The organism is Alkalilimnicola ehrlichii, from assembly GCF_003399765.1.
GTDB lineage: Bacteria > Pseudomonadota > Gammaproteobacteria > Nitrococcales > AK92 > AK92.
On sequence record NZ_NFZV01000019.1, the window covers coordinates 30,996 to 48,224 of the forward strand.

Annotated in this window: 18 protein-coding genes, 2 pseudogenes and 1 riboswitch; of the genes and pseudogenes, 7 read left to right on the forward strand and 13 right to left on the reverse strand. The window is 57.8% G+C overall.

From position 1 onward, the window contains the following. Window positions 1-11 precede the first annotated feature (11 nt). Entirely contained in the window at window positions 12-245 is a 234-nt protein-coding gene (locus CAI21_RS16185; RefSeq protein ID WP_116303247.1) for a hypothetical protein, read from the reverse strand. 176 nt (window positions 246-421) lie between these two features. Here CAI21_RS16185 and CAI21_RS16190 point away from each other — a divergent pair, with 176 nt between their 5' ends. The 3 genes and pseudogenes from CAI21_RS16190 to CAI21_RS23285 all read left to right on the forward strand — a co-directional run bounded on the left by CAI21_RS16190 (window position 422) and on the right by CAI21_RS23285 (window position 3,565). Then, complete coding sequence (locus CAI21_RS16190) at window positions 422-2,254, forward strand: PAS domain S-box protein (protein WP_116303248.1); 1,833 nt, start codon at window positions 422-424, stop codon at window positions 2,252-2,254. Then, a pseudogene (locus CAI21_RS16195) lies at window positions 2,230-3,221 on the forward strand (GAF domain-containing sensor histidine kinase). The gene CAI21_RS16190 and the pseudogene CAI21_RS16195 overlap by 25 nt, the downstream one beginning before the upstream one ends. A gap of 197 nt (window positions 3,222-3,418) precedes the next feature. Continuing rightward, on the forward strand, window positions 3,419-3,565 hold the full coding sequence (locus CAI21_RS23285; protein ID WP_181919477.1) for a hypothetical protein: 147 nt from the start codon (window positions 3,419-3,421) through the stop codon (window positions 3,563-3,565). A gap of 193 nt (window positions 3,566-3,758) precedes the next feature. Here the strand turns inward: CAI21_RS23285 and CAI21_RS16205 are convergent, their stop codons facing one another. From CAI21_RS16205 to CAI21_RS16215, 3 genes are all read right to left on the reverse strand, one after another. Then, window positions 3,759-3,968, reverse strand: coding sequence for a hypothetical protein (locus CAI21_RS16205; protein WP_147305147.1), 210 nt, complete (start codon window positions 3,966-3,968; stop codon window positions 3,759-3,761). Between the two features lie 60 nt (window positions 3,969-4,028). Then, window positions 4,029-4,724 carry a hypothetical protein gene (locus tag CAI21_RS16210; RefSeq protein WP_116303251.1) on the reverse strand — a complete coding sequence of 232 codons (696 nt, stop codon included), beginning with the start codon at window positions 4,722-4,724 and terminating at the stop codon, window positions 4,029-4,031. A gap of 97 nt (window positions 4,725-4,821) precedes the next feature. Next, a complete protein-coding gene (locus CAI21_RS16215; protein ID WP_116303252.1) occupies window positions 4,822-5,886 on the reverse strand; it encodes a magnesium transporter in 1,065 nt (354 codons plus the stop codon). A gap of 1,259 nt (window positions 5,887-7,145) precedes the next feature. Here CAI21_RS16215 and CAI21_RS16220 point away from each other — a divergent pair. Further along, window positions 7,146-7,793 carry a hypothetical protein gene (locus tag CAI21_RS16220; RefSeq protein WP_116303253.1) on the forward strand — a complete coding sequence of 216 codons (648 nt, stop codon included), beginning with the start codon at window positions 7,146-7,148 and terminating at the stop codon, window positions 7,791-7,793. 106 nt (window positions 7,794-7,899) lie between these two features. On the opposite strand, the gene CAI21_RS16225 is transcribed toward CAI21_RS16220, so the two are convergent. From CAI21_RS16225 to CAI21_RS16240, 4 genes are all read right to left on the reverse strand, one after another. After that, on the reverse strand, window positions 7,900-8,226 hold the full coding sequence (locus tag CAI21_RS16225; protein WP_116303254.1) for a branched-chain amino acid transporter permease: 327 nt from the start codon (window positions 8,224-8,226) through the stop codon (window positions 7,900-7,902). Continuing rightward, the gene (locus tag CAI21_RS16230) at window positions 8,216-8,902 is read right to left on the reverse strand and encodes an AzlC family ABC transporter permease (protein ID WP_116303255.1); all 687 of its coding nucleotides are present in this window, start codon (window positions 8,900-8,902) and stop codon (window positions 8,216-8,218) included. Before CAI21_RS16230 ends, CAI21_RS16225 begins: the two co-directional genes overlap by 11 nt. Before the next feature lie 17 nt (window positions 8,903-8,919). Then, window positions 8,920-9,363, reverse strand: a complete 444-nt coding sequence (locus CAI21_RS16235; protein WP_116303256.1) for a YaiI/YqxD family protein — start codon at window positions 9,361-9,363, stop codon at window positions 8,920-8,922. A 112-nt stretch (window positions 9,364-9,475) separates the two neighbouring features. Then, on the reverse strand, window positions 9,476-10,243 hold the full coding sequence (locus CAI21_RS16240; RefSeq protein WP_116303257.1) for a cytochrome c oxidase assembly protein: 768 nt from the start codon (window positions 10,241-10,243) through the stop codon (window positions 9,476-9,478). A gap of 231 nt (window positions 10,244-10,474) precedes the next feature. Between CAI21_RS16240 and CAI21_RS16245 the strand changes: the two genes are divergently transcribed. The 3 genes from CAI21_RS16245 (at window position 10,475) to CAI21_RS16255 (ending at window position 13,419) form a co-directional block, all read left to right on the forward strand. Then, the gene (locus CAI21_RS16245; protein ID WP_181919478.1) at window positions 10,475-11,470 is read left to right on the forward strand and encodes a 1-acyl-sn-glycerol-3-phosphate acyltransferase; all 996 of its coding nucleotides are present in this window, start codon (window positions 10,475-10,477) and stop codon (window positions 11,468-11,470) included. Further along, the gene (locus CAI21_RS16250) at window positions 11,467-12,243 is read left to right on the forward strand and encodes a GNAT family N-acetyltransferase (protein WP_181919479.1); all 777 of its coding nucleotides are present in this window, start codon (window positions 11,467-11,469) and stop codon (window positions 12,241-12,243) included. Before CAI21_RS16245 ends, CAI21_RS16250 begins: the two co-directional genes overlap by 4 nt. Before the next feature lie 141 nt (window positions 12,244-12,384). After that, window positions 12,385-13,419: a glycosyltransferase family 4 protein gene (locus tag CAI21_RS16255; protein WP_116303259.1), complete on the forward strand. Its 1,035-nt coding sequence runs from the start codon at window positions 12,385-12,387 to the stop codon at window positions 13,417-13,419. A gap of 98 nt (window positions 13,420-13,517) precedes the next feature. On the opposite strand, the gene CAI21_RS16260 is transcribed toward CAI21_RS16255, so the two are convergent. The 5 genes and pseudogenes from CAI21_RS16260 to CAI21_RS16275 all read right to left on the reverse strand — a co-directional run bounded on the left by CAI21_RS16260 (window position 13,518) and on the right by CAI21_RS16275 (window position 17,156). Continuing rightward, entirely contained in the window at window positions 13,518-14,036 is a 519-nt protein-coding gene (locus CAI21_RS16260; protein WP_116303260.1) for a phosphatase PAP2 family protein, read from the reverse strand. 112 nt (window positions 14,037-14,148) lie between these two features. Then, a complete protein-coding gene (locus CAI21_RS16265; protein WP_116303261.1) occupies window positions 14,149-14,751 on the reverse strand; it encodes a TMEM165/GDT1 family protein in 603 nt (200 codons plus the stop codon). Window positions 14,752-14,804: 53 nt separating this feature from the next. Next, window positions 14,805-14,976: riboswitch (yybP-ykoY riboswitch) on the reverse strand. 76 nt (window positions 14,977-15,052) lie between these two features. Beyond that, a complete protein-coding gene (locus tag CAI21_RS25120) occupies window positions 15,053-15,391 on the reverse strand; it encodes a magnesium transporter (protein WP_116348205.1) in 339 nt (112 codons plus the stop codon). 328 nt (window positions 15,392-15,719) lie between these two features. Continuing rightward, window positions 15,720-16,400, reverse strand: a pseudogene (locus tag CAI21_RS26080) (magnesium transporter MgtE N-terminal domain-containing protein); the annotation flags it as partial. A 9-nt stretch (window positions 16,401-16,409) separates the two neighbouring features. Further along, window positions 16,410-17,156, reverse strand: coding sequence for an MgtC/SapB family protein (locus CAI21_RS16275; protein WP_116303263.1), 747 nt, complete (start codon window positions 17,154-17,156; stop codon window positions 16,410-16,412). Window positions 17,157-17,229: the final 73 nt, after the last annotated feature.

Consider the following 17,229-nt stretch of genomic DNA (forward strand, 5'->3'; position numbering starts at 1 on the left):
AGAGGCAGTTTTTATTGTTGCTGCTCAGGCGGCGGCGTCTCCACCCACGTGCCGCGATCGCAGCGCAACACCTTAGCGCCGCTTTGGACTTCGCTCCCCTGCGGAAACGCTTCCCCATTAAAGAAACAAGACGTCTCGCCGGGCTCGATAGCGGCCGCCCGCACCTCCTCTTCACCCAGTTCGCAAATCGGCGAGTTTCGGCTTTGTGGGTCCGGCGTTCCCAGTTGCCGCAAGCCCTGGCTCATTCTGCACCTCCAAATAGCCTGTCGCCCAATCCGGCCTAAGGCTAGATAGGTCATGAACAAAAGCGTTCAAGCCTTCCCGTTCTTGCCGCAGATTACGCCCGTTTAATCACAGACTTGACACCTTCCCTATCCGTCGCGACCTCTAGTCGGTAGAGGGCAGCCGTAGGACAGACACGATGCCACAAGATCAGGAGCCAGCGTCCAAATTGGCGCAGTTGCTGCGCGAGCGGCAGACAGAGATTCTTGGTCGGTGGATAGAGGCTACCAACGCTATACCGGCGCTTGACCGGCTATCGGACCCTGCTTTAACCAGCCATTTAACCGCCGTTATCCGGCGTATCGTCAATGCGCTAGAGAACCCCGATCAAAACCGAACCGAAGCAAAGGACAAGACGCCCCAGCCACACGATAAAATGCGGCTACGGCAGGGCATCAGCCTTAGGCAAATGATGAGGGAGCACCGTCTGCTTAGGGAGATCGTCCTAAGTCTTTGGAGCGACCAAACTCCCAGCGGCGATACACCGACCTACCTTTCGCTTTCGGCTGCGATGGACGACGTATTCGAAGCCATGATCGAAGAATATATCGTGCGCCGCGACGAGGCCATTCGGGCGAGCTTATCCGCATCGGTGCAGCACGACGACAACGACAACGCATTCCTGCGGTCAGCATTGAACGCCGCCCTCGCCTGGGCCGGAACGGCCCAAACAGCGACCGTCTGGCTCACTCGCCGCGACGGTTTCGAGCAGGTTTTCTCTACCGATGAACGCCGAGAAGCGGTGGCGACACCGCCGATTGCGGACGTGGCACGCAGCGGCAAACCGAGCTTTGTCCACAGGCCCCAAGCGGAGAGCTGCTTTCTGCCGATGCTCGCCGGCGAGCACTGCTTGGGCGTCTTAGAGGTGATCGGCCCCGTACTAACCGAACCCGACCGACACCTGTTTCGGGTAGTCGCCGATCAATTAGCGACGACGCTCCACCTGCTCGCCATCCGCCAACAACAACGAGAACGGGCGCGGAGCCTCGAACAAACGGTCGATATCATCGAAAAAGGCGACCCGCTGATGGTCGTCGATCGCGATTGGCGAATCATCTACGTCAATCGCGGCCAGGAGCGACTCAGCAAGACCCCACGCTCGAAAACCCTCGGCAAAACCTTGTGGCAGATGTTTTCCTTAAGGCCCGACCGCGTACAGTTCTATCGCCGCATCATGCGCGAACGTAGCGAGGCTTTCTTCGAAACCTACTATCCCCCGCTCGACTTGTGGATGGATATTTCCGTATACCCCACCTCGCAAGGAGGCCTGGCCTTATTTCTACGCGACATCAACCGCCGCAAACGCGCGGAAGAAGCGCTCGCCAACGCGGAGGCGCGTATTAGCCTTCTCGTCGATAGTGTGGAGGACTACGCTATCGTATTGATCGACCAACGCGGGCGCATCGCCAGCTGGAACAAAGGCGCCGCACGAATGACCGGCTGGACGGCGGCACAAGCCATTGGCTGTACGGGCGACTTATTCAAACCGCGACAAAGCGCGGCACCGAGTATTGAGAAGCTGCTGGAAAAGGCGGTCACGGAAGGCAGTGCTCACCTGGAAGGTTGGCACTGCCGTCGCGATGGCAGTCGCTTCTGGATCGACGCGACCCTATCGCCGATACAGGTCAGCGACAAACAAGCGCCCCAGTTTGCTTTGGTCGCGCGCGACTTAACCACCTCCAGGCAACGCGAAGAATCATTACGATTTCTAGAAGAGGCCGGCCGAGTTCTCGCGCAATCGCTTGAGTTCTCGCAAACTGCCGAACTCGTGGCTAACCTCGCCGTTCCGCGCTTAGCCGATTGGTGCGTGGTCGATTATTTGGTCGACAAACAGCTAACCCGCCCCCTAGCCGTCGCCCACACCAATCCGACCAAAGTACGCTGGGCCAACGAGCTTCGCGAACACTTCCCCCCGATCCTGAGGCTAAGCTCGGCATCTACGAAGTCATCCGCACAGGCAAACCCCAATTGATAGCGCGCATTACCGACCAAGTCTTAAGCCAACTTGCCTCAAACGACGACCACTTGGCGTACCTGCGCGAACTTGGGATGCATTCGGCCATGGTATTGCCTCTTACTGCCCGCGGCCGCACGCTCGGAGCAATCACCCTGATCACGGCCGAGTCCGGACGCACTTACGATCAGCACGATCTCATTTTCTCGCAAGAAGTTGCGGGCCGCCTCGCATTGGCCCTCGACAATGCCCGCTTGTTCGACGCCAGCCGGCGCGCCGTAAAACTACGGGAGAAGACGCTAGCGTTAGTCTCCCATGACCTGCGATCGCCCCTGTCGGTTATCGGCCTTAGCGCCGATATGTTGCGCCGGCGCCTAAACAACGAAAGCCTCGCCAATAAGCAGCTTCAGAACATTAGTTGCGCCGTATCGCGAATGGACCGCCTGATCAGCGATCTGCTCGACATGGCAAGCATCCAAACCGGCAGCTTAAGGATCGAGTGGGAAGAACGAGAGTTAGCCCCGTTTCTCGAGGAAATGCTGGAATTACACCGCGATTTAGCGGCCAAGAACCAAATCGAGCTACACGACCAAGTCAGCCTACCGCACGCCGCTCGTGCCTGCGCCGACTACGACAGGCTTGGCCAAGCACTTACTAACCTGCTAGGAAACGCCATCAAGTTCACCCCCGCCGGAGGCAAAGTCGAACTCTACGCCTGTGAAAAACAAGGTTCCGCAAGAATCGAAATCCATGACACGGGCCCGGCATCAGCGACGAAGACCTACGTCATGTCTTCGAACCGTATCGCACCGGCCAAAAGCATAATGAACGCGGGACCGGGCTAGGACTCTATATCAGCAAAGGCATCGCCGAAGCCCATGGCGGCCATATCGAAGTCGATAGCGAGCCGGGCAAAGGCAGCCACTTCGCACTTGTTGTTCCATTGGCAGCTAACCGACAGGACACTAATCGACCGAGACCGTAAAGCCCCAAACGGTACGAGAGGCCGATCACGAGCTACCTTATATCCAGGCGCAAATATTCCGTATACTGTCGCCTAAGTTATCAATGCATTAGCTGAGGTGCTCGCGTGAAACCACCTATTTTTCTGCCCACCTCGAAAAACCAACCACCCAATGCCCGCGCTGCGGTTTGCGCTATCCGACCGATGAAGAGAAGTGTGTGCATTGCGGGGATCTATCCGACGCCGAAGTACGCAGCTTACGGGCAAAAATCGAAGAACAACACGAAGCGCATACCAACCTCGGGCGATTATTCATAACGCTTGCCGCGATTCTCGCGGTGGTAATGGCGTTGGCGCTTTTATAGGCCTTTCGCCTTCTGCCGGAAGCAGGCCCCGGCGGTACCGGGTGCCGATCGCTGGCGGCTCTGGCTTAATCCCTGTTCTTCGGCCTTCGGCTCGACAGGCAGAGCCGTTAATCGTTAATGCGGCCTTAATCGAAAAGAGACACCGACCGTCTCCCTTCTTCCCAAGGGAAGCGGTCGGTGTCCCCTTACCGACCTACAGTATGGTCCGGTTGCAAAGCGGAAAAACCGCCTTCCAACGCCTCGGCGGCAGCAAAGAAAACAACTGCGCGCGCTGAATAGGCGCAAGCCCGGCCAAACGTGCGGCAACCTCCTCGTCGCTTAAACCCAACAAAGCCCTTGCAGCGACCGTCCAGTCGCCACCGGCGAGCAGGCCCTCAAAATCCATGATTCTCTTTTCGTTCATGGCAAACCTTCCCGACGACACTGGCAGGCCCGGTCCGCCAGCGGACCGGGCCCGGCTGACTTAAAAGCGCAAAGCCTCAATGCCGAAACCGGCGGCCCAACCGCTGGCCCCACCGTCTTCCAGCTCCTCGTAATAGCTAACGTCGAACGAGACTTGATCGTTCAGCAACATTACCCTTAGCCCCGCCTGGACGGTCGGGTCGTCGCTATCGTTACCAAACACCTCGGCCACCGCTTCGACCGGACCGAACAGCGCGACTTCGGTACCCACCCCCCAGAATAGATCCGTCTCGCTACCGTCGCGGACATGGGTCGCCCCCACATTCACATGCAGCAACATACGATCCGGTACCGGCTCCAAGGTTACAGGGATCAACAACGCCCCCTCTTCCACCTCATCCGTATCGGTGTCGTAGATCACGGCGCCAAAGAGCGAAATGCCGTAACCGTAAGCGGCGCGATCGAGAACGGCCCACTTGCCCTGAAGCTCCAAGACTTCTCGGCCGAATCGCGGCATACCAATGACGCCGGTTAACTGAAAGGGCCCCTCGCCCCTTACCGTACCTTCGACGAAATTCGCCTCCTCAAAATCGCTGTACCACAGCTCCAGCACCATGCTCCGCGGTTCGATCAGATCGGCATCCTCAACCACATACTGCCCGGAAGCCCATACCGCGGCAGGCGCAGCAAGCAGAGCGGCAGCCACTCCCAGAGCGGACGTAACGGAACGATTCAGTGCATTGTGCTTCTTAAACATGATGAAACCTTTTTCTTGAGACCGTAGCCTTAGCAGCAACTCCCCTGCTGCCGCCAAGGCAAGACTTAATAAAGGGTAAGGCGTTGTGCGTACCTACCTATCCCGAGATACCGAGCAGCCAGGCAGCGCTTAGGAAATAAACCGCCAGTCCGCTGAAATCCTTTATGGTGGTAATAAAAGGATCGGCCCCTGGCGCGTGATCTACACCCAGCTTCAGCAACAGGTAGGGCAACAGGAAACCAAGCAGGCACGCGGTAGTAATGGAGAACATCAGCGAAATACCGACAACCACGCCCAACAACGGGATATCGTTGGGAGCGCCTTGCCACGCCCAGGCAACCAAACCGCCGATAGTGGCCAGCACAAGCCCCATCGCCAACCCCACTTTCAGCTCCCGCACGATGTGCACGCGGAAAAACTGCTTAAGGTTGATATGCCCCAGCGCTAAGCCGCGCGCGAAGATCGTGGTCGACTGGGTGCCGACGTTGCCGCCCATGTCCATCACCAACGGAATAAAAATAGCCAGCGCTACAATCGCTTCCAAGACCCCTTCGAAGTAATCGATAACGCCGCCGACCATCAAGCCGCCAATCAGCGTCACCATCAGAAACGCCATACGTACTTTGACCGGGTAGCCGATACCGCCGGAGGTCAGCTTTTCGCTACGAACCACTTCTTTATGATGCGTAAGATCGCCGATGCCGGCTTTCCAGTAGACATCTTCGGAAGCTTCTTCTTCCAAAATGTCCATCGCATCGTCAAAGCGTAGAGCGCCGACCATGCGGTTCGCCTCGTCGATAACCGGCAGCATGGCAAGATCGCGCCGCTGCAACAGCCGAGCGGCGTGCTCCCGATCGGCATCTTGTTTAACAAACAAGTCGCGGCCCTCGACCAAGCCGGCGACCGGACGCTCAGCATCGGCCCGCAGCAGTGTGCTGAGCCGAACGAAGCCCAGGTGGCGACCGCTGGAGCGCGCTACAAACACAACCGATGCCGCGGCGTTGTCTAATTCAGACTCTCTTACCGCATCCAGCGTCTCCTTCACCGAAGCATATTCGCCGACTTTGATGAAGGTGTTGCGCATGACCGACTTCACCGGATTAACCGAAGGCTCCTCGGTCAAACCGGCCCCCTGAAGGCGGAGGGTTGCTTCATTCGTCATAATTAAAACTCCCAAACAGAATAATTATCTTGTCGACAGGAGCTCTTTTATCTAAATAAAAAAACATTTATTTAGGCAAAAGAATTCCTACCGACCTTTTCGGAAAAAGGTCGAATATTACGCACAGCAAAGGCATAACAGCAGCCTGAAGCCGTTACCGCTACGTATCCATCTTGTCCTTTTGGGGAGCACCAGGCTGACCAGCCTGGCCTTATAGATCAACCGCTTACGCGGAATTTCATTAGGCAGGCGGGGAGGCCGGGCGCTGGCCGCAAAGGCGGCTCGCCCCTAAGCTGGGCATTCGACTACTCGGATCGTCCATTTACTTTCTATAACTCCAATTCATATTGAGCGAGCAAATCCTAACAACGAGAAAACAAACCAGTCAACAAAAAAATCGAAAAAACCCAGAAAAATAAAAATTCATTTTCGAATTAAAAAAAGATGCCCACAGCAAACCGCCAAACGATCCCGCCACAAGATCAGGGAGCGTTCGGTATTCTTCAACACGCCAACGCGCTAGCAAGCCAAGCAAGCACTGCTAACGGCGACATGGAAACGCATACGGGTAAAATTACGACAACCCGGGCGCTCGCTTTTTTGAACCGCTGTTCTGCGGGAAGCGAGCCGGGTCAAGAAGAGAGGCTAAGACCGAGGGGACGCTTACCGCGCGAGCAGGGTTCGCTCAACGTTTGACTGGCATCTACAACTACTAGAGTCCAAGGAGGTAAGCCCTCTGGTTTAGGATTCGTGCCCGACTATACGAGAACAGGTGCAGAAGTCAAGCGCAGATTCGGCATTCTGCCGGCACGCCTCCACGCATCACCGAACGACACAGCCAGAAGAAGCCTGCCCAGCACACAAGAAACGGAGCGAGGATTACGCCGGCGGCACGTAAAAAGCTCACCCTTTTGCTGTTTCGGCCGACTACAAACAACATACAAAGCTTTATCATTACCTTCTACGACGGCCTAAGCGCCACGAAACAAAGACAAGCTTATGAATCATGAACTTAGGGAAAAGGCTAGGCAGGCCCTGGCAAACCTTTTGCAACGAGCAAAAGGTTTGGCATACAGAAAGATCACAGACGAAGGGTTTATGATCTCGCTTTTCTCGGTCGGCATCCCTCTCCTCGTTGCCATCCTTTTTTAGGGGCGTTCTTTGCGGTCAAGATAGAAGACTGGAAGCTATACCAACACGGCAGCACCACGACGGGCCAGCTCATTAACCAAACATCATGTGGCTCCGGACGCTACCGAGTGACGCCCCCATACTGCTACACGATAAAATTTACCGATCAGCAGGGCGAAGAGTTCACCTTTCGAGCCTATGGCCACGAAGATCATCGGCTTGGGATGTACCTGAGAAACCAAACATATTCCGTGGTTTACCTCCCTGACCAACCCACCGTCGCGAAGCGTATGGGAGATACAAGAGACGCTAGCCTGTCCTTTTTCATCGGCATAGCGGCATTAGTTGCGGCGATTGCTTTTCACATCGGCAATCGCCGCAACAATCGTCAGATCAGCGCCAGCAGGAAACTGCTTGAGAAGCTGGAAGAGATGGCAGCGGAAGGGAAGGCTAGCGAAGCCGTGAGTATGATTGCTGGGGCTGGTAAAGACATCCCCAAGAACGCCCTTTTTGGACAACTCGCCGCCAAGCTGTATGAGCACGGACATCACGATGAGTCCGACGCTATATTGACCAGAACTTTAGATGCTTACAAGCAACAAAAAGTATCCTATAAGCGTGACCATGCGCTTAGCATGCTCGCTTACCATCTAAACAATGCCGGCGACCGTATAGGCACGGCCCGCGTAATCGCGCTAATAAAACATAAGGATGCGAAAACGGGTTTGGCCTTCTTACTAGCCGCCCCCCGAGACCATAATAAAAGGCAACCATAGGGGGACGAACTCCCTCCTTGCCAGGAGCCCGAGGCAGGGCGCCGAGCGGACAAGTCCGAGCCTGCCCCCGAACTAGCGGGCTGCTGAAAATCATTTCGGCAACCCGCTAGAGCAAAACGGTCTGCTGCAACAGCATGAATACGCCCGTGCCCGTAGCAATGCTCAGCAGGGCGTTCCGACGCCAGACATGCAGCCCGGCCGTCAGCGCTATCGCCAGCATATAAGCCCCAATTTCCAGCCAAGCGAGGCCCGGCAGATGCCTTAAGCTATAGATGACTAATAAAGCCATCACCGCCGGCGGCAAATAACGGCCAAGGTAAAACACTAGTGGGTGTTGGCTGTCGCGCAGCAAAACAAACGGCAAGGCACGCGTTGCGATCGTCGCCAAGGCCATGATACCGATGGCGGCCAACAGGTAGAGACTATCGCTCACCAACCGGCCTCCTGGCTCTATCCAACAACAGCAAAACGGTCGTCAGGCCTAATGCAACAAGTAACAATTGCTCGGCACCCACCGCAATCGCTGCAACGGCCGCGCTAAAACCGGCAATAAGAAAAGGCCGCCAAGCACGAACGGTGTAGGCTTGTTCGATAGCCAGCACCACGAATAAGGCTACCAGTACAAATTCCAAGCCGGCGGTTTCCAACGTTAGCCCCGCCCCCAGCAAGGCACCCAGGGTACATCCGACGACCCAATAGCTTTGGTTGAGTGCCGCGATCTTTACATAAATTGTCGAGGAGCGTGGCTTGGGCGGCAGACTGGATAATAAGGAGTACGTCTCGTCGGTTAGCGCGAATATCAAATACGGCCTAGCGAATCCGCCGGCGGGAAACCGCGCAGCCATCGATAGCCCGTAGAACATGTGGCGCGCATTCAGCAATAAGGTGGCTATGCCGATTTCGACGACTCCGGCACCCGCAGCCAATAGGCCAACGGCCATAAACTGCGCAGCACCGGCGTACACGGCCACTGCCATCAGCATGGCGTAGTACCAGGCAAAACCCAGCTCGCTAAACAGCACGCCGAAAGCAATCCCGAGCGGAATGTATCCAAATAGAACAGGAAGGCTGGCGCGAAAAGCGGAGGTTGGCTCAACGCTTGTTGTCATTTAGTGCATCAAACTCATCAACGCTTCGCCAACCACTTGTCGAGTTGGTCCGCAAAGGCTTTACGATCGCTGTTGCTTAAGGCTTGCGGACCGCCGGTTTGTACGCCACTGGCCCGCAGGGTGTCCATGAAATCCCGTAGCGTCAAGCGCGCTTTGATGGTACTCGCGGTATAGAGCTCTCCCCGCGGGCTCAAGGCCAAGCCGCCTTTCTCGATAACCTCGGCAGCAAGCGGGATATCGCTCGTGATAACAAGGTCGCCCGCCTCCAGCCGCCGGACGATTTCGTTATCGGCGACATCGAAACCGGCACTCACCTGGACCGCCTTGATATACGGCGACGGCGGCACCCGTAACGGCTGATTCGCCACCAACACCAGTGGCAATCGGGTACGCTCGGCAGCCCGAAACAGAATTGTTTTTATGGCCGCCGGGCAAGCGTCGGCATCGACCCATATCGTCATAGCGTTGGCTCCCGGAGCCTTGGTTAGTCAAAGATGCGCGTAATCATACCGCCGAATAGCCGCCGTTACCCGCACCCGCGCGAGCGGCGGCAAACCGATAACCAACCAGCGCCTACTGCTCGGTCGTCTCTGCCGTTTGCCATAGTAAATGAGCGGCCGTTGCAACGGAAACCGATAAGTAGATAGCACCGCCGATGACCCACATGATAAGCCCGGCCAACTGTTGATCCTCTAAGCCGGTAAGCCCCCACAGCGGAGCGGTCAACACGTGATAATCGAATAAGGCAACTGAGGCGAAGGTTAAGACCGCGCCCAGCAAACCCATGTGAATAGACGTCGCCAAGGCGCCTACAAACGCCTGCCCCTGCTCATGCCCCGAAGCCGGCTGTAACAAGCTCCGCCAAGCCGCTACCGCGGTACCGAACAAGGAAAGGTGCATTAACCATAAGACGGACTCGTAGCGCAACGCCATTTCGTAAGGAATCGGCAAATGCCACAGCCAAATACAAACGCCGTGTGCACCCCACAACAGAATGGGATTGCCCGGTAACCAACGCCGCCGAAAAACGCCGCTAAGCACCAGTAAAGGTGCTGCCAGCTGAATCATGACCAAATGCTGCGCGACACGCGCGGAAAACAGGGCAGAGGTCAGGTTACACAAGGGAGAAACCAAGGCCAGGAACAATAAGAGCCAAGCACCCGCATAGCACCATTGCCGTTGCCGCGATGCGCTCCGCAAGCGGAGATACCCAAAGATAGCCGCCGCCGCAAAAGCAAATAGCAATTTCGGGTCTAAATTCCAGGCCAACCAAAGTTCGCCGGGTAAGGACGGTACGCCGCAGTAGGGAATATAAGGCAAATTCGCTAAGCGGTCATACATGGATTAACCCCTCGGATTTCTGCGTAGCTTCCTTGTAAGTGGTGGTTTTGTCCGTGTTGTAAAGGAAATCTGGGGCTAACTCGTAGCGATTGGCGGCAATTTGCCACAAACGCCAAGCTTGGAAATATCGCCGACACAAAACGGTCATCGATTTGTCAGCGATGCAGCATGGCCGCGTCATCTTCCGACACTACCCTCGCCTACACCACTTCAGGAGCGTTGAGGCGAACCATGAGCGAGCAAAGCCGTAAAGCCCCTCTCCCACGCAAGCATTCATTTCTACACCCCATTGGCCGCCCTGTAGAGCGGGCTTTCGAGCATTTGGCGGGTAGGCATCGGCTGCGGCCACTTTACGAAGCGCCCCAGCCGGACCAAGCGCCGACCGCCTTTGTTAGCGAAACCTTACAAGCCCTAGACATCAAGCCCCAGGTTGAACAAACGGATTTGGCCACAGTACCGCCGCTTGGCGGCACCTTAGTCGTCGCCAACCACGCACTCGGGGCGATGGACGGCATTTTATTGACCACCGCCTTATTGCAAATCAGAAGCGATATTCGCATTCTCGGCAATCAGCTACTCAGCCAAGTACCGGCGCTCGCCCCGCTTCTGGTCGGCTCTCTCGATGCCGCCGAAGACGACCTTGCACCATTAAAAGAAGCCATCGACTGGCTTGAACAAGGCGGTTTGTTGCTAGCGTTCCCGGCCGGGCAAATGGGCTTGGCTCCTCGGCGCAACCACCATCCTAACGACCTCGTCTGGCACCCGTCCGTGGCCCGCCTGGTTACGCGCACCGGTGTCCCTGTGGTACCGGCTCACATCGACGGCCGCAGTAACCGCCTCCTGCAACTGGCAAGCCAGATTCACACCCAGTTGCGCAACGTGTTTGCGCCGCCAGAACGCGTCGAAAGCAAAAGATCCGACGTTATGTTGCGTTTTGGGGCGCCTTTGCGTCCCGAGCGGCTGTGCAATTTGAAACGCGAAGACATGTTGGCGCTAATGCGATTACGTTGCCATGCACTGTCGGAGACGCGAGAAATAACCACCGGCGTCGAAGCCATGCTCGCCGGCCCTTGGCCGAACCGGGTAACGCCGAGCAACTTGCCGCGGAAGTCGCCGCACTCGATAATCGCGCCTGCTTGGCAGCTCACGGCGAACTTGCCGTTTACTGCGCCGACTCACGGGATATTCCCCACCTTCTGCAAGAAATCGGGCGGCTGCGCGAATTGACTTTTCGTGCTACCGGCGAAGGCACCGGACGCGCCCGCGACATCGATTTATTCGACAGCTATTACCAGCATCTTTTTATTTGGCATAACGTACGCAAAGAGATCGTGGGCGCTTACCGCCTGGGCGAGGCCGATAAGATCGTCGCCCGTTACGGCAAGAAGGGGCTGTATACGCGATCGCTGTTCCGCTTCGGCCGCCCGTTACTGGCCCAACTCAACCCCGCGCTGGAGTTGGGGCGTTCGTTTATCCGCCCCGAATATCAGCGCAGCTTCACGCCGTTGATGTTGCTTTGGAAAGGCATTGGCGCCTATGTGGCCGACAATCCGCAGTATCGCGTCCTGTTCGGCCCGGTCAGCATTAGCGCCGATTATCAAACGGTTTCGCGCCAACTACTGGTCGATTTTCTAACCGCCAACAGCTACTTGCCCGAATTAGCCCGCTTCGTTCGGCCACGCCGTCCGTTTCGGCAAACGATGCGCCATAGGAACATCGCACTAACGATCCCGACAGATGCGGAACAAATTTCGCAGTTACTGGAACAGCTGGAACACGACGGCAAAGGGATGCCGGTATTGCTGCGCCAATACCTAAAGCTCGGCGGCCGTGTGCTCGGCTTCAGCGTCGACCGCGCCTTCGCCAATGTGCTCGACGGACTGATCATGGTCGACCTAACCGAGACCGATCCTAAGGTGTTGGCCCGCTATATGGGGCGGACCAAAGCAGCGCAGTTCCTCGCCCATCACGCTGCGTCACAAGCCCAAGCGGCCGGTTAAGGGTGGTGGCGCCACATCTTGCCGGGAACCGGGAACGATGCTCTGAACCGGCCATGCGTCATCGAAACGACCGAAATTTGTCACGCAACCGTCATCCACTCCCGTCACCATGAGCGCTCCCGCAGCAGGAGACGACCAAAGATGCGCATCGTCATCGTTACCGACGCCTGGCACCCGCAAGTCAACGGCGTCGTCACCACCCTCAGCAAAGTCGGCGCAGCGCTGGCAGAAAAAGGGCACTCGGTGCGCTACGTCACGCCGGCCGATTTCCGCACCGTACCTTGCCCGACCTATCCGGAGATCCGTCTGGCGCTCCGGCCTGGGCCGCGCCTGCGGCACATCGTGCGCACAGTCGCCCCGGACGCTATCCACATTGCCACCGAAGGGCCGTTAGGTTGGGCCGCACGCGCTTACTGTTTACGGCGAAAGCTTCCATTTACCACCGCTTACCACACGCAATTCCCCCAATATGTGCGCCTGCGCGCACCCATTCCGCTGCGAGTAAGCTACGCGCTGTTACGACGCTACCACGGAGCGGCCTCCCGCACCTTGGTCGCTACCGAATCGCTGCGACAAGAGCTGACGGAGCGGGGCTTTCGCAATCTGAGCCTGTGGTCGCGTGGCGTCGACAGCACGCTGTTTCGACCGCGAGATAAACATTATCTCGACCTTCCAAGGCCGATTGCGATGTATGTCGGACGGGTGGCGGTTGAAAAGAATATCGAAGCGTTCCTGAAACTCGAGCTACCCGGCAGCAAAGTCGTGGTCGGCGACGGGCCGGACCTTGCCCGCCTGAAGCAGGCCTATCCGGATGCCCATTTCGTGGGCTATCAAAGCGGCGAGCGCTTAGCGAAACATGTCGCCGCTGCCGATGTTTCGGTATTTCCAAGCCTTACCGACACCTTCGGGTTAACCATGCTCGAAGCGATGGCCTGCGGCGTCCCCGTTGCGGCATACCCCGTTACCGGCCCCAAAGACGTCGTCCAACATGGCGTTACCGGGATACTGGATACGGATTTGGCGAAAGCCTGCCAGGCCGCGTTGCAGCTTGACGGCCAGGCTTGTATCGCCTTCGCCCAAAGCCGAAGCTGGGATGCCTGCGCCGAGCAGTTCTTAACGGAACTCGAACCGTTTCGCTGGCCGGAAGATCGGCCCCGCGAGCAGCCGGCGGCGTGATCTCTGCGCCCGCTCGAAGCGCGGGCTTCTGAACAAGCCCACCTCCCCCTCGGCCATCCTGCTTGGCCAGCGCGCCTTTACGCTAAGGCTAGCAAGGGCTAGCCGATCAACAGAAAGCTTCCCAAAGCCAACAATGCGCCGAGCAAGCCGCCGCAAGCAACGTCGGTGGGATAATGCAAACCGAGGACAACGCGAGAAGCGGCCACAAGCAGTGCAAAAGGTACGAGCAGCCACGCTAACGGCGGAAAGTAAAGTGTGGCGACCAGGGTAAAACTGACGGCATGCAAGGTGTGGCCCGACGGAAAACTGTACAAATCCAGAGGGTCGGCCCCCAAGGTGATGGCCTCATGAACGCTGTAGGGCCGCGCCCGGCTGGTACGCTGTTTAATGACCCGATACAGCACGACCCCGACAACCGCGACCGCTAGCATGTGCAAGGCCGCGAACAAGCCCTGCATGCCGTACAGGAACGGCAACGCCACCATTAGGACATACCAAAAAACCCCGTCGCCCAAGCGGCTGACGGCCGCAAACAAGCCGCGCACCAACCGCGAGCGACAAGAGCGGTTAAGTAAGACGCAGAGCGCCAAATCGTGCCGAACGATCAATTGCAGCATAGCGGGCTCACCTCGATGAAAACTGCCGATCACTGGAGCAGCTTCTCGCCCGAAGATGGCCCGCGTATGACGCCATTATGCTGTTTTTATGACATAGAACTAATCACTAACATTAGACAAAACGCATACTGTCGAAAACGCCGCTCGTCGGTAACCAACCGGCTGCTTCTAGTAAAGTCCACCCGCCCAGCAGCGCGAACAAGGCAGCGGCCGCCCAACGAATACCTCTTAGCGGTAAGCTGTCGGCGAAGCGGTGCCCGAACAGCAAGGCCGGCGTTGTGACGAGCAGAATACCCAGAGTCGCCCCCAGCACCACCGGCACCACGCTACCGGAGCCGCCGGCCAGGGAAACAACCGCAAGCTGCGTCTTATCCGCCATTTCGAGCACGAAGAATGCCACGGCCGCGGTTAAAAACAGGCTATGCGCCGAGTGCTTCTCGGCTATCGCGTCGTCTTCCGGGATCAAAACCCAAACCGCCATCACGAGAAAGACCAGGCCTACGATCCAAGCGTGCCAACCGGCGGCGATGACGCTAAACAACCACACGCCGACGAGAGCCGACAACGCCTGATTGACGAACAAACCGAGCGACATCCCCCAAAACACTGGCCAAGGGCGTCGATAACGCATACCGAAAAGGAGGGCGAGGAACAGACTGCGGTCGCCGATTTCGGCAATACCGACCGCGAGCGTGGACAGGAAGAAAAGCTCCATGACAGAGAACGTTCCGGGCCGGGCGGCGTCTTACGAGATCCAGTGACGATGACATCCGCCGCCCGACCAAGAGCGCAACTTGCCGGGCACCGGCAAGCCGAATGTCATTGCCACAGGTCTCGTCAAGCCGTAGCGGCCGCACACGCCATGGCCCTTCGGACCAATTATGTTGACGTGCGCCTCCATCGAAGCACGATGGAGCGACTACTCCCCTGAGTCGGCATAACTAAACCACGATGGCAGGCAAAAGTCCACCTTGAGGAGACACTGAGACCATCGTTTGCCCGGCCGGCGAGGCGGGCTAAGCCGCTACCGGTAAATCCAACAGCACGACAGCCACACCGAAGTAAATCAACAGGCCGGCGATATCCGCCAACGAGGTCACCAACGGCGTGCTGGCCGTTGCCGGATCCAGTTTGCAGCGCTGTAACAGCACGGGAAGGGCCATACCGATCAGGCTGCCGGCCACCACTACCAGCACCATGGCGATGGCTACAACGGCAGCGACTTCCGGCGCGGCGCGGGTAAGGCCGAGCAACCAGACAGCAGCGCCGACCGTCACGCCCAAAGCCGTAGCCACCCCGATCTCCCGCCCCAACACATAGCCCCAGTCGCGGGGCCGCACATCTCCCGTCGCCAAGGCAGGACCGCCACGTCGCAGCCTGTGCACCGGCATTACCGCCGGAGTCGACCACCAAGGGGAGAAAAGTCACCAGCACCAGCATGGCTTGCAGGGAGGCCTCAAATTGGGCGATGACGCTACTGCCGATCGCCCCGACAACGATCAAAAGCAACAACCAACCGATTCGCTTGCGGTAGAGTAAGCCGATACCGGCATCCCGTAGCCGCAACCCAAGCAAGCCGACGCCGCCCAGTTTTTGGAAATCTTCGGTCGAGGCTTGTTCGGCGACATCGAGCAAATCGTCAACCGTCGCCATCCCGAGCAAACGCGCTTCGTCGTCAACGATAGGCAACGCCTCCAGGTCGTAATGCCGTACCATCTGCACGCCGCGCTCGCGGTCGGCATCGGCGCGGATGAAGATAGGCGGCCCTTGCAACAAACTGCCTACCTGCGACGCCGGTTCCGCCAAAACCAGGCGTTTCAGCCGCAACGCACCCAGAAAGCGCCCATCGGCGTCTTCCACGAACACGACGTTCGTCATCGCCAAGCGCGCCGCCTGCCGCCGAACCTCTTGTAACGCCTTGGCCACACTCCACTCCGGCCGCAACCGGAGGCAATCCGGGTCGGCTAAGCGGCCGATGCTCCGCGGCGGATAAGCGAGTAAACGGCGCGCGCGAGCCTGCTCCGGCTCCGGTAAGGGTGCAATCAAGGCATCGATAGACGAGGCATCGAGCGCACCTAGCAAAGCGGTCCGGTCATCGGCCGGCATGTCTTCCAGCAAGGCCGAGGTTTGATAGTTCGCTAAATCCTCCACCAGCCACGTCTGATAAGGCGGCTTGAGCTGACTCATAACCTGAGCCGCTTTCTCCTGCGGCAACATTTTGAGCAAAAAAACCCAATCCGGCCGATCTTGCTCTAATAACAAATGCGCGACGTCGGCGGCAGGCAAGCGATCCAACAACTCGCGCAACGCCGGCCAACGGCGCTGCTTAAGCAGCTTTCGTGTATAAGCGACATGTTCTTTCATACTGCACCGTTACCGGCCGAACAGGCCCACACCGCGATCGTTACGCGCCTCGTCGATCGGCAGTAAAGACCAACTCACTTCGCTGACGACCCCTTCTAAGCTCAACCGCGCCACGGCTTGCTCAAGGAAATCGTTATTTTTCCCGGTACCCGATAACTCGGCCTCTACCCGCACTTTGTCGCCGCCGTCGCCATCCGCGCTGTGTAAACCGCGCAGCAACAGCGGTCCGTTATTAACGATATGCATCAATAAGGCCCGAATATGCGCTTCGTCGTCGCGACGAACCACAATGCGCAAGCGGTAATGGCTCTCAACTTCGGTTTGCTCGTCGAGCGGTTGCCGATTAATCCAGCCAGCTAACGGGCGGAGCGTAAAATGCGCCAGCAGCACCACGAAGGTCACTAAGGTAGCGTGAATCACGAAACCGGAACCGGCCAACACCCCAACCGCCGCCGCACACCATAAGGTAGCCGCCGTGTTCAAGCCGCGTACGTTGAAGCCATCGCGCATGATGACCCCGGCGCAGAGAAAGCCGATGCCGGACACCACCTGCGAGGCCACCCGGGTCGGGCTAAGCTCGCCCTCGACCATCACACCGAGCATGACGAATGCCGCGGCCCCTAAGGACACCAAGGCATTGGTTCGCAAACCGGCCATTCGCTGCCGGCGCTGGCGCTCGACACCGATCAACGCGCCCAACAACACCGCCATCAGCAGATGTCCAGCCGCAACGAGATAAGGCATGATTGTAGCCATAACGTACTCCCCTCTCCCCAACCCACTGGCAAACAGGCCGGGGAACTCGCCGAACCGGCTTCCGCGGCAAGCG

Excerpts from the sequence above, each read along its gene's own strand:
- CAI21_RS16185 (WP_116303247.1), bottom strand. The coding sequence starts at position 245 with ATGAGCCAGGGCTTGCGGCAACTGGGAACGCCGGACCCACAAAGCCGA.
- CAI21_RS16190 (WP_116303248.1), top strand. The coding sequence starts at position 422 with ATGCCACAAGATCAGGAGCCAGCGTCCAAATTGGCGCAGTTGCTGCGC.
- CAI21_RS16205 (WP_147305147.1), bottom strand. The coding sequence starts at position 3,968 with ATGAACGAAAAGAGAATCATGGATTTTGAGGGCCTGCTCGCCGGTGGC.
- CAI21_RS16210 (WP_116303251.1), bottom strand. The coding sequence starts at position 4,724 with ATGTTTAAGAAGCACAATGCACTGAATCGTTCCGTTACGTCCGCTCTG.
- CAI21_RS16215 (WP_116303252.1), bottom strand. The coding sequence starts at position 5,886 with ATGACGAATGAAGCAACCCTCCGCCTTCAGGGGGCCGGTTTGACCGAG.
- CAI21_RS16230 (WP_116303255.1), bottom strand. The coding sequence starts at position 8,902 with ATGACAACAAGCGTTGAGCCAACCTCCGCTTTTCGCGCCAGCCTTCCT.
- CAI21_RS16235 (WP_116303256.1), bottom strand. The coding sequence starts at position 9,363 with ATGACGATATGGGTCGATGCCGACGCTTGCCCGGCGGCCATAAAAACA.
- CAI21_RS16240 (WP_116303257.1), bottom strand. The coding sequence starts at position 10,243 with ATGTATGACCGCTTAGCGAATTTGCCTTATATTCCCTACTGCGGCGTA.
- CAI21_RS16245 (WP_181919478.1), top strand. The coding sequence starts at position 10,475 with ATGAGCGAGCAAAGCCGTAAAGCCCCTCTCCCACGCAAGCATTCATTT.
- CAI21_RS16255 (WP_116303259.1), top strand. The coding sequence starts at position 12,385 with ATGCGCATCGTCATCGTTACCGACGCCTGGCACCCGCAAGTCAACGGC.
- CAI21_RS16260 (WP_116303260.1), bottom strand. The coding sequence starts at position 14,036 with ATGCTGCAATTGATCGTTCGGCACGATTTGGCGCTCTGCGTCTTACTT.
- CAI21_RS16265 (WP_116303261.1), bottom strand. The coding sequence starts at position 14,751 with ATGGAGCTTTTCTTCCTGTCCACGCTCGCGGTCGGTATTGCCGAAATC.
- CAI21_RS16275 (WP_116303263.1), bottom strand. The coding sequence starts at position 17,156 with ATGGCTACAATCATGCCTTATCTCGTTGCGGCTGGACATCTGCTGATG.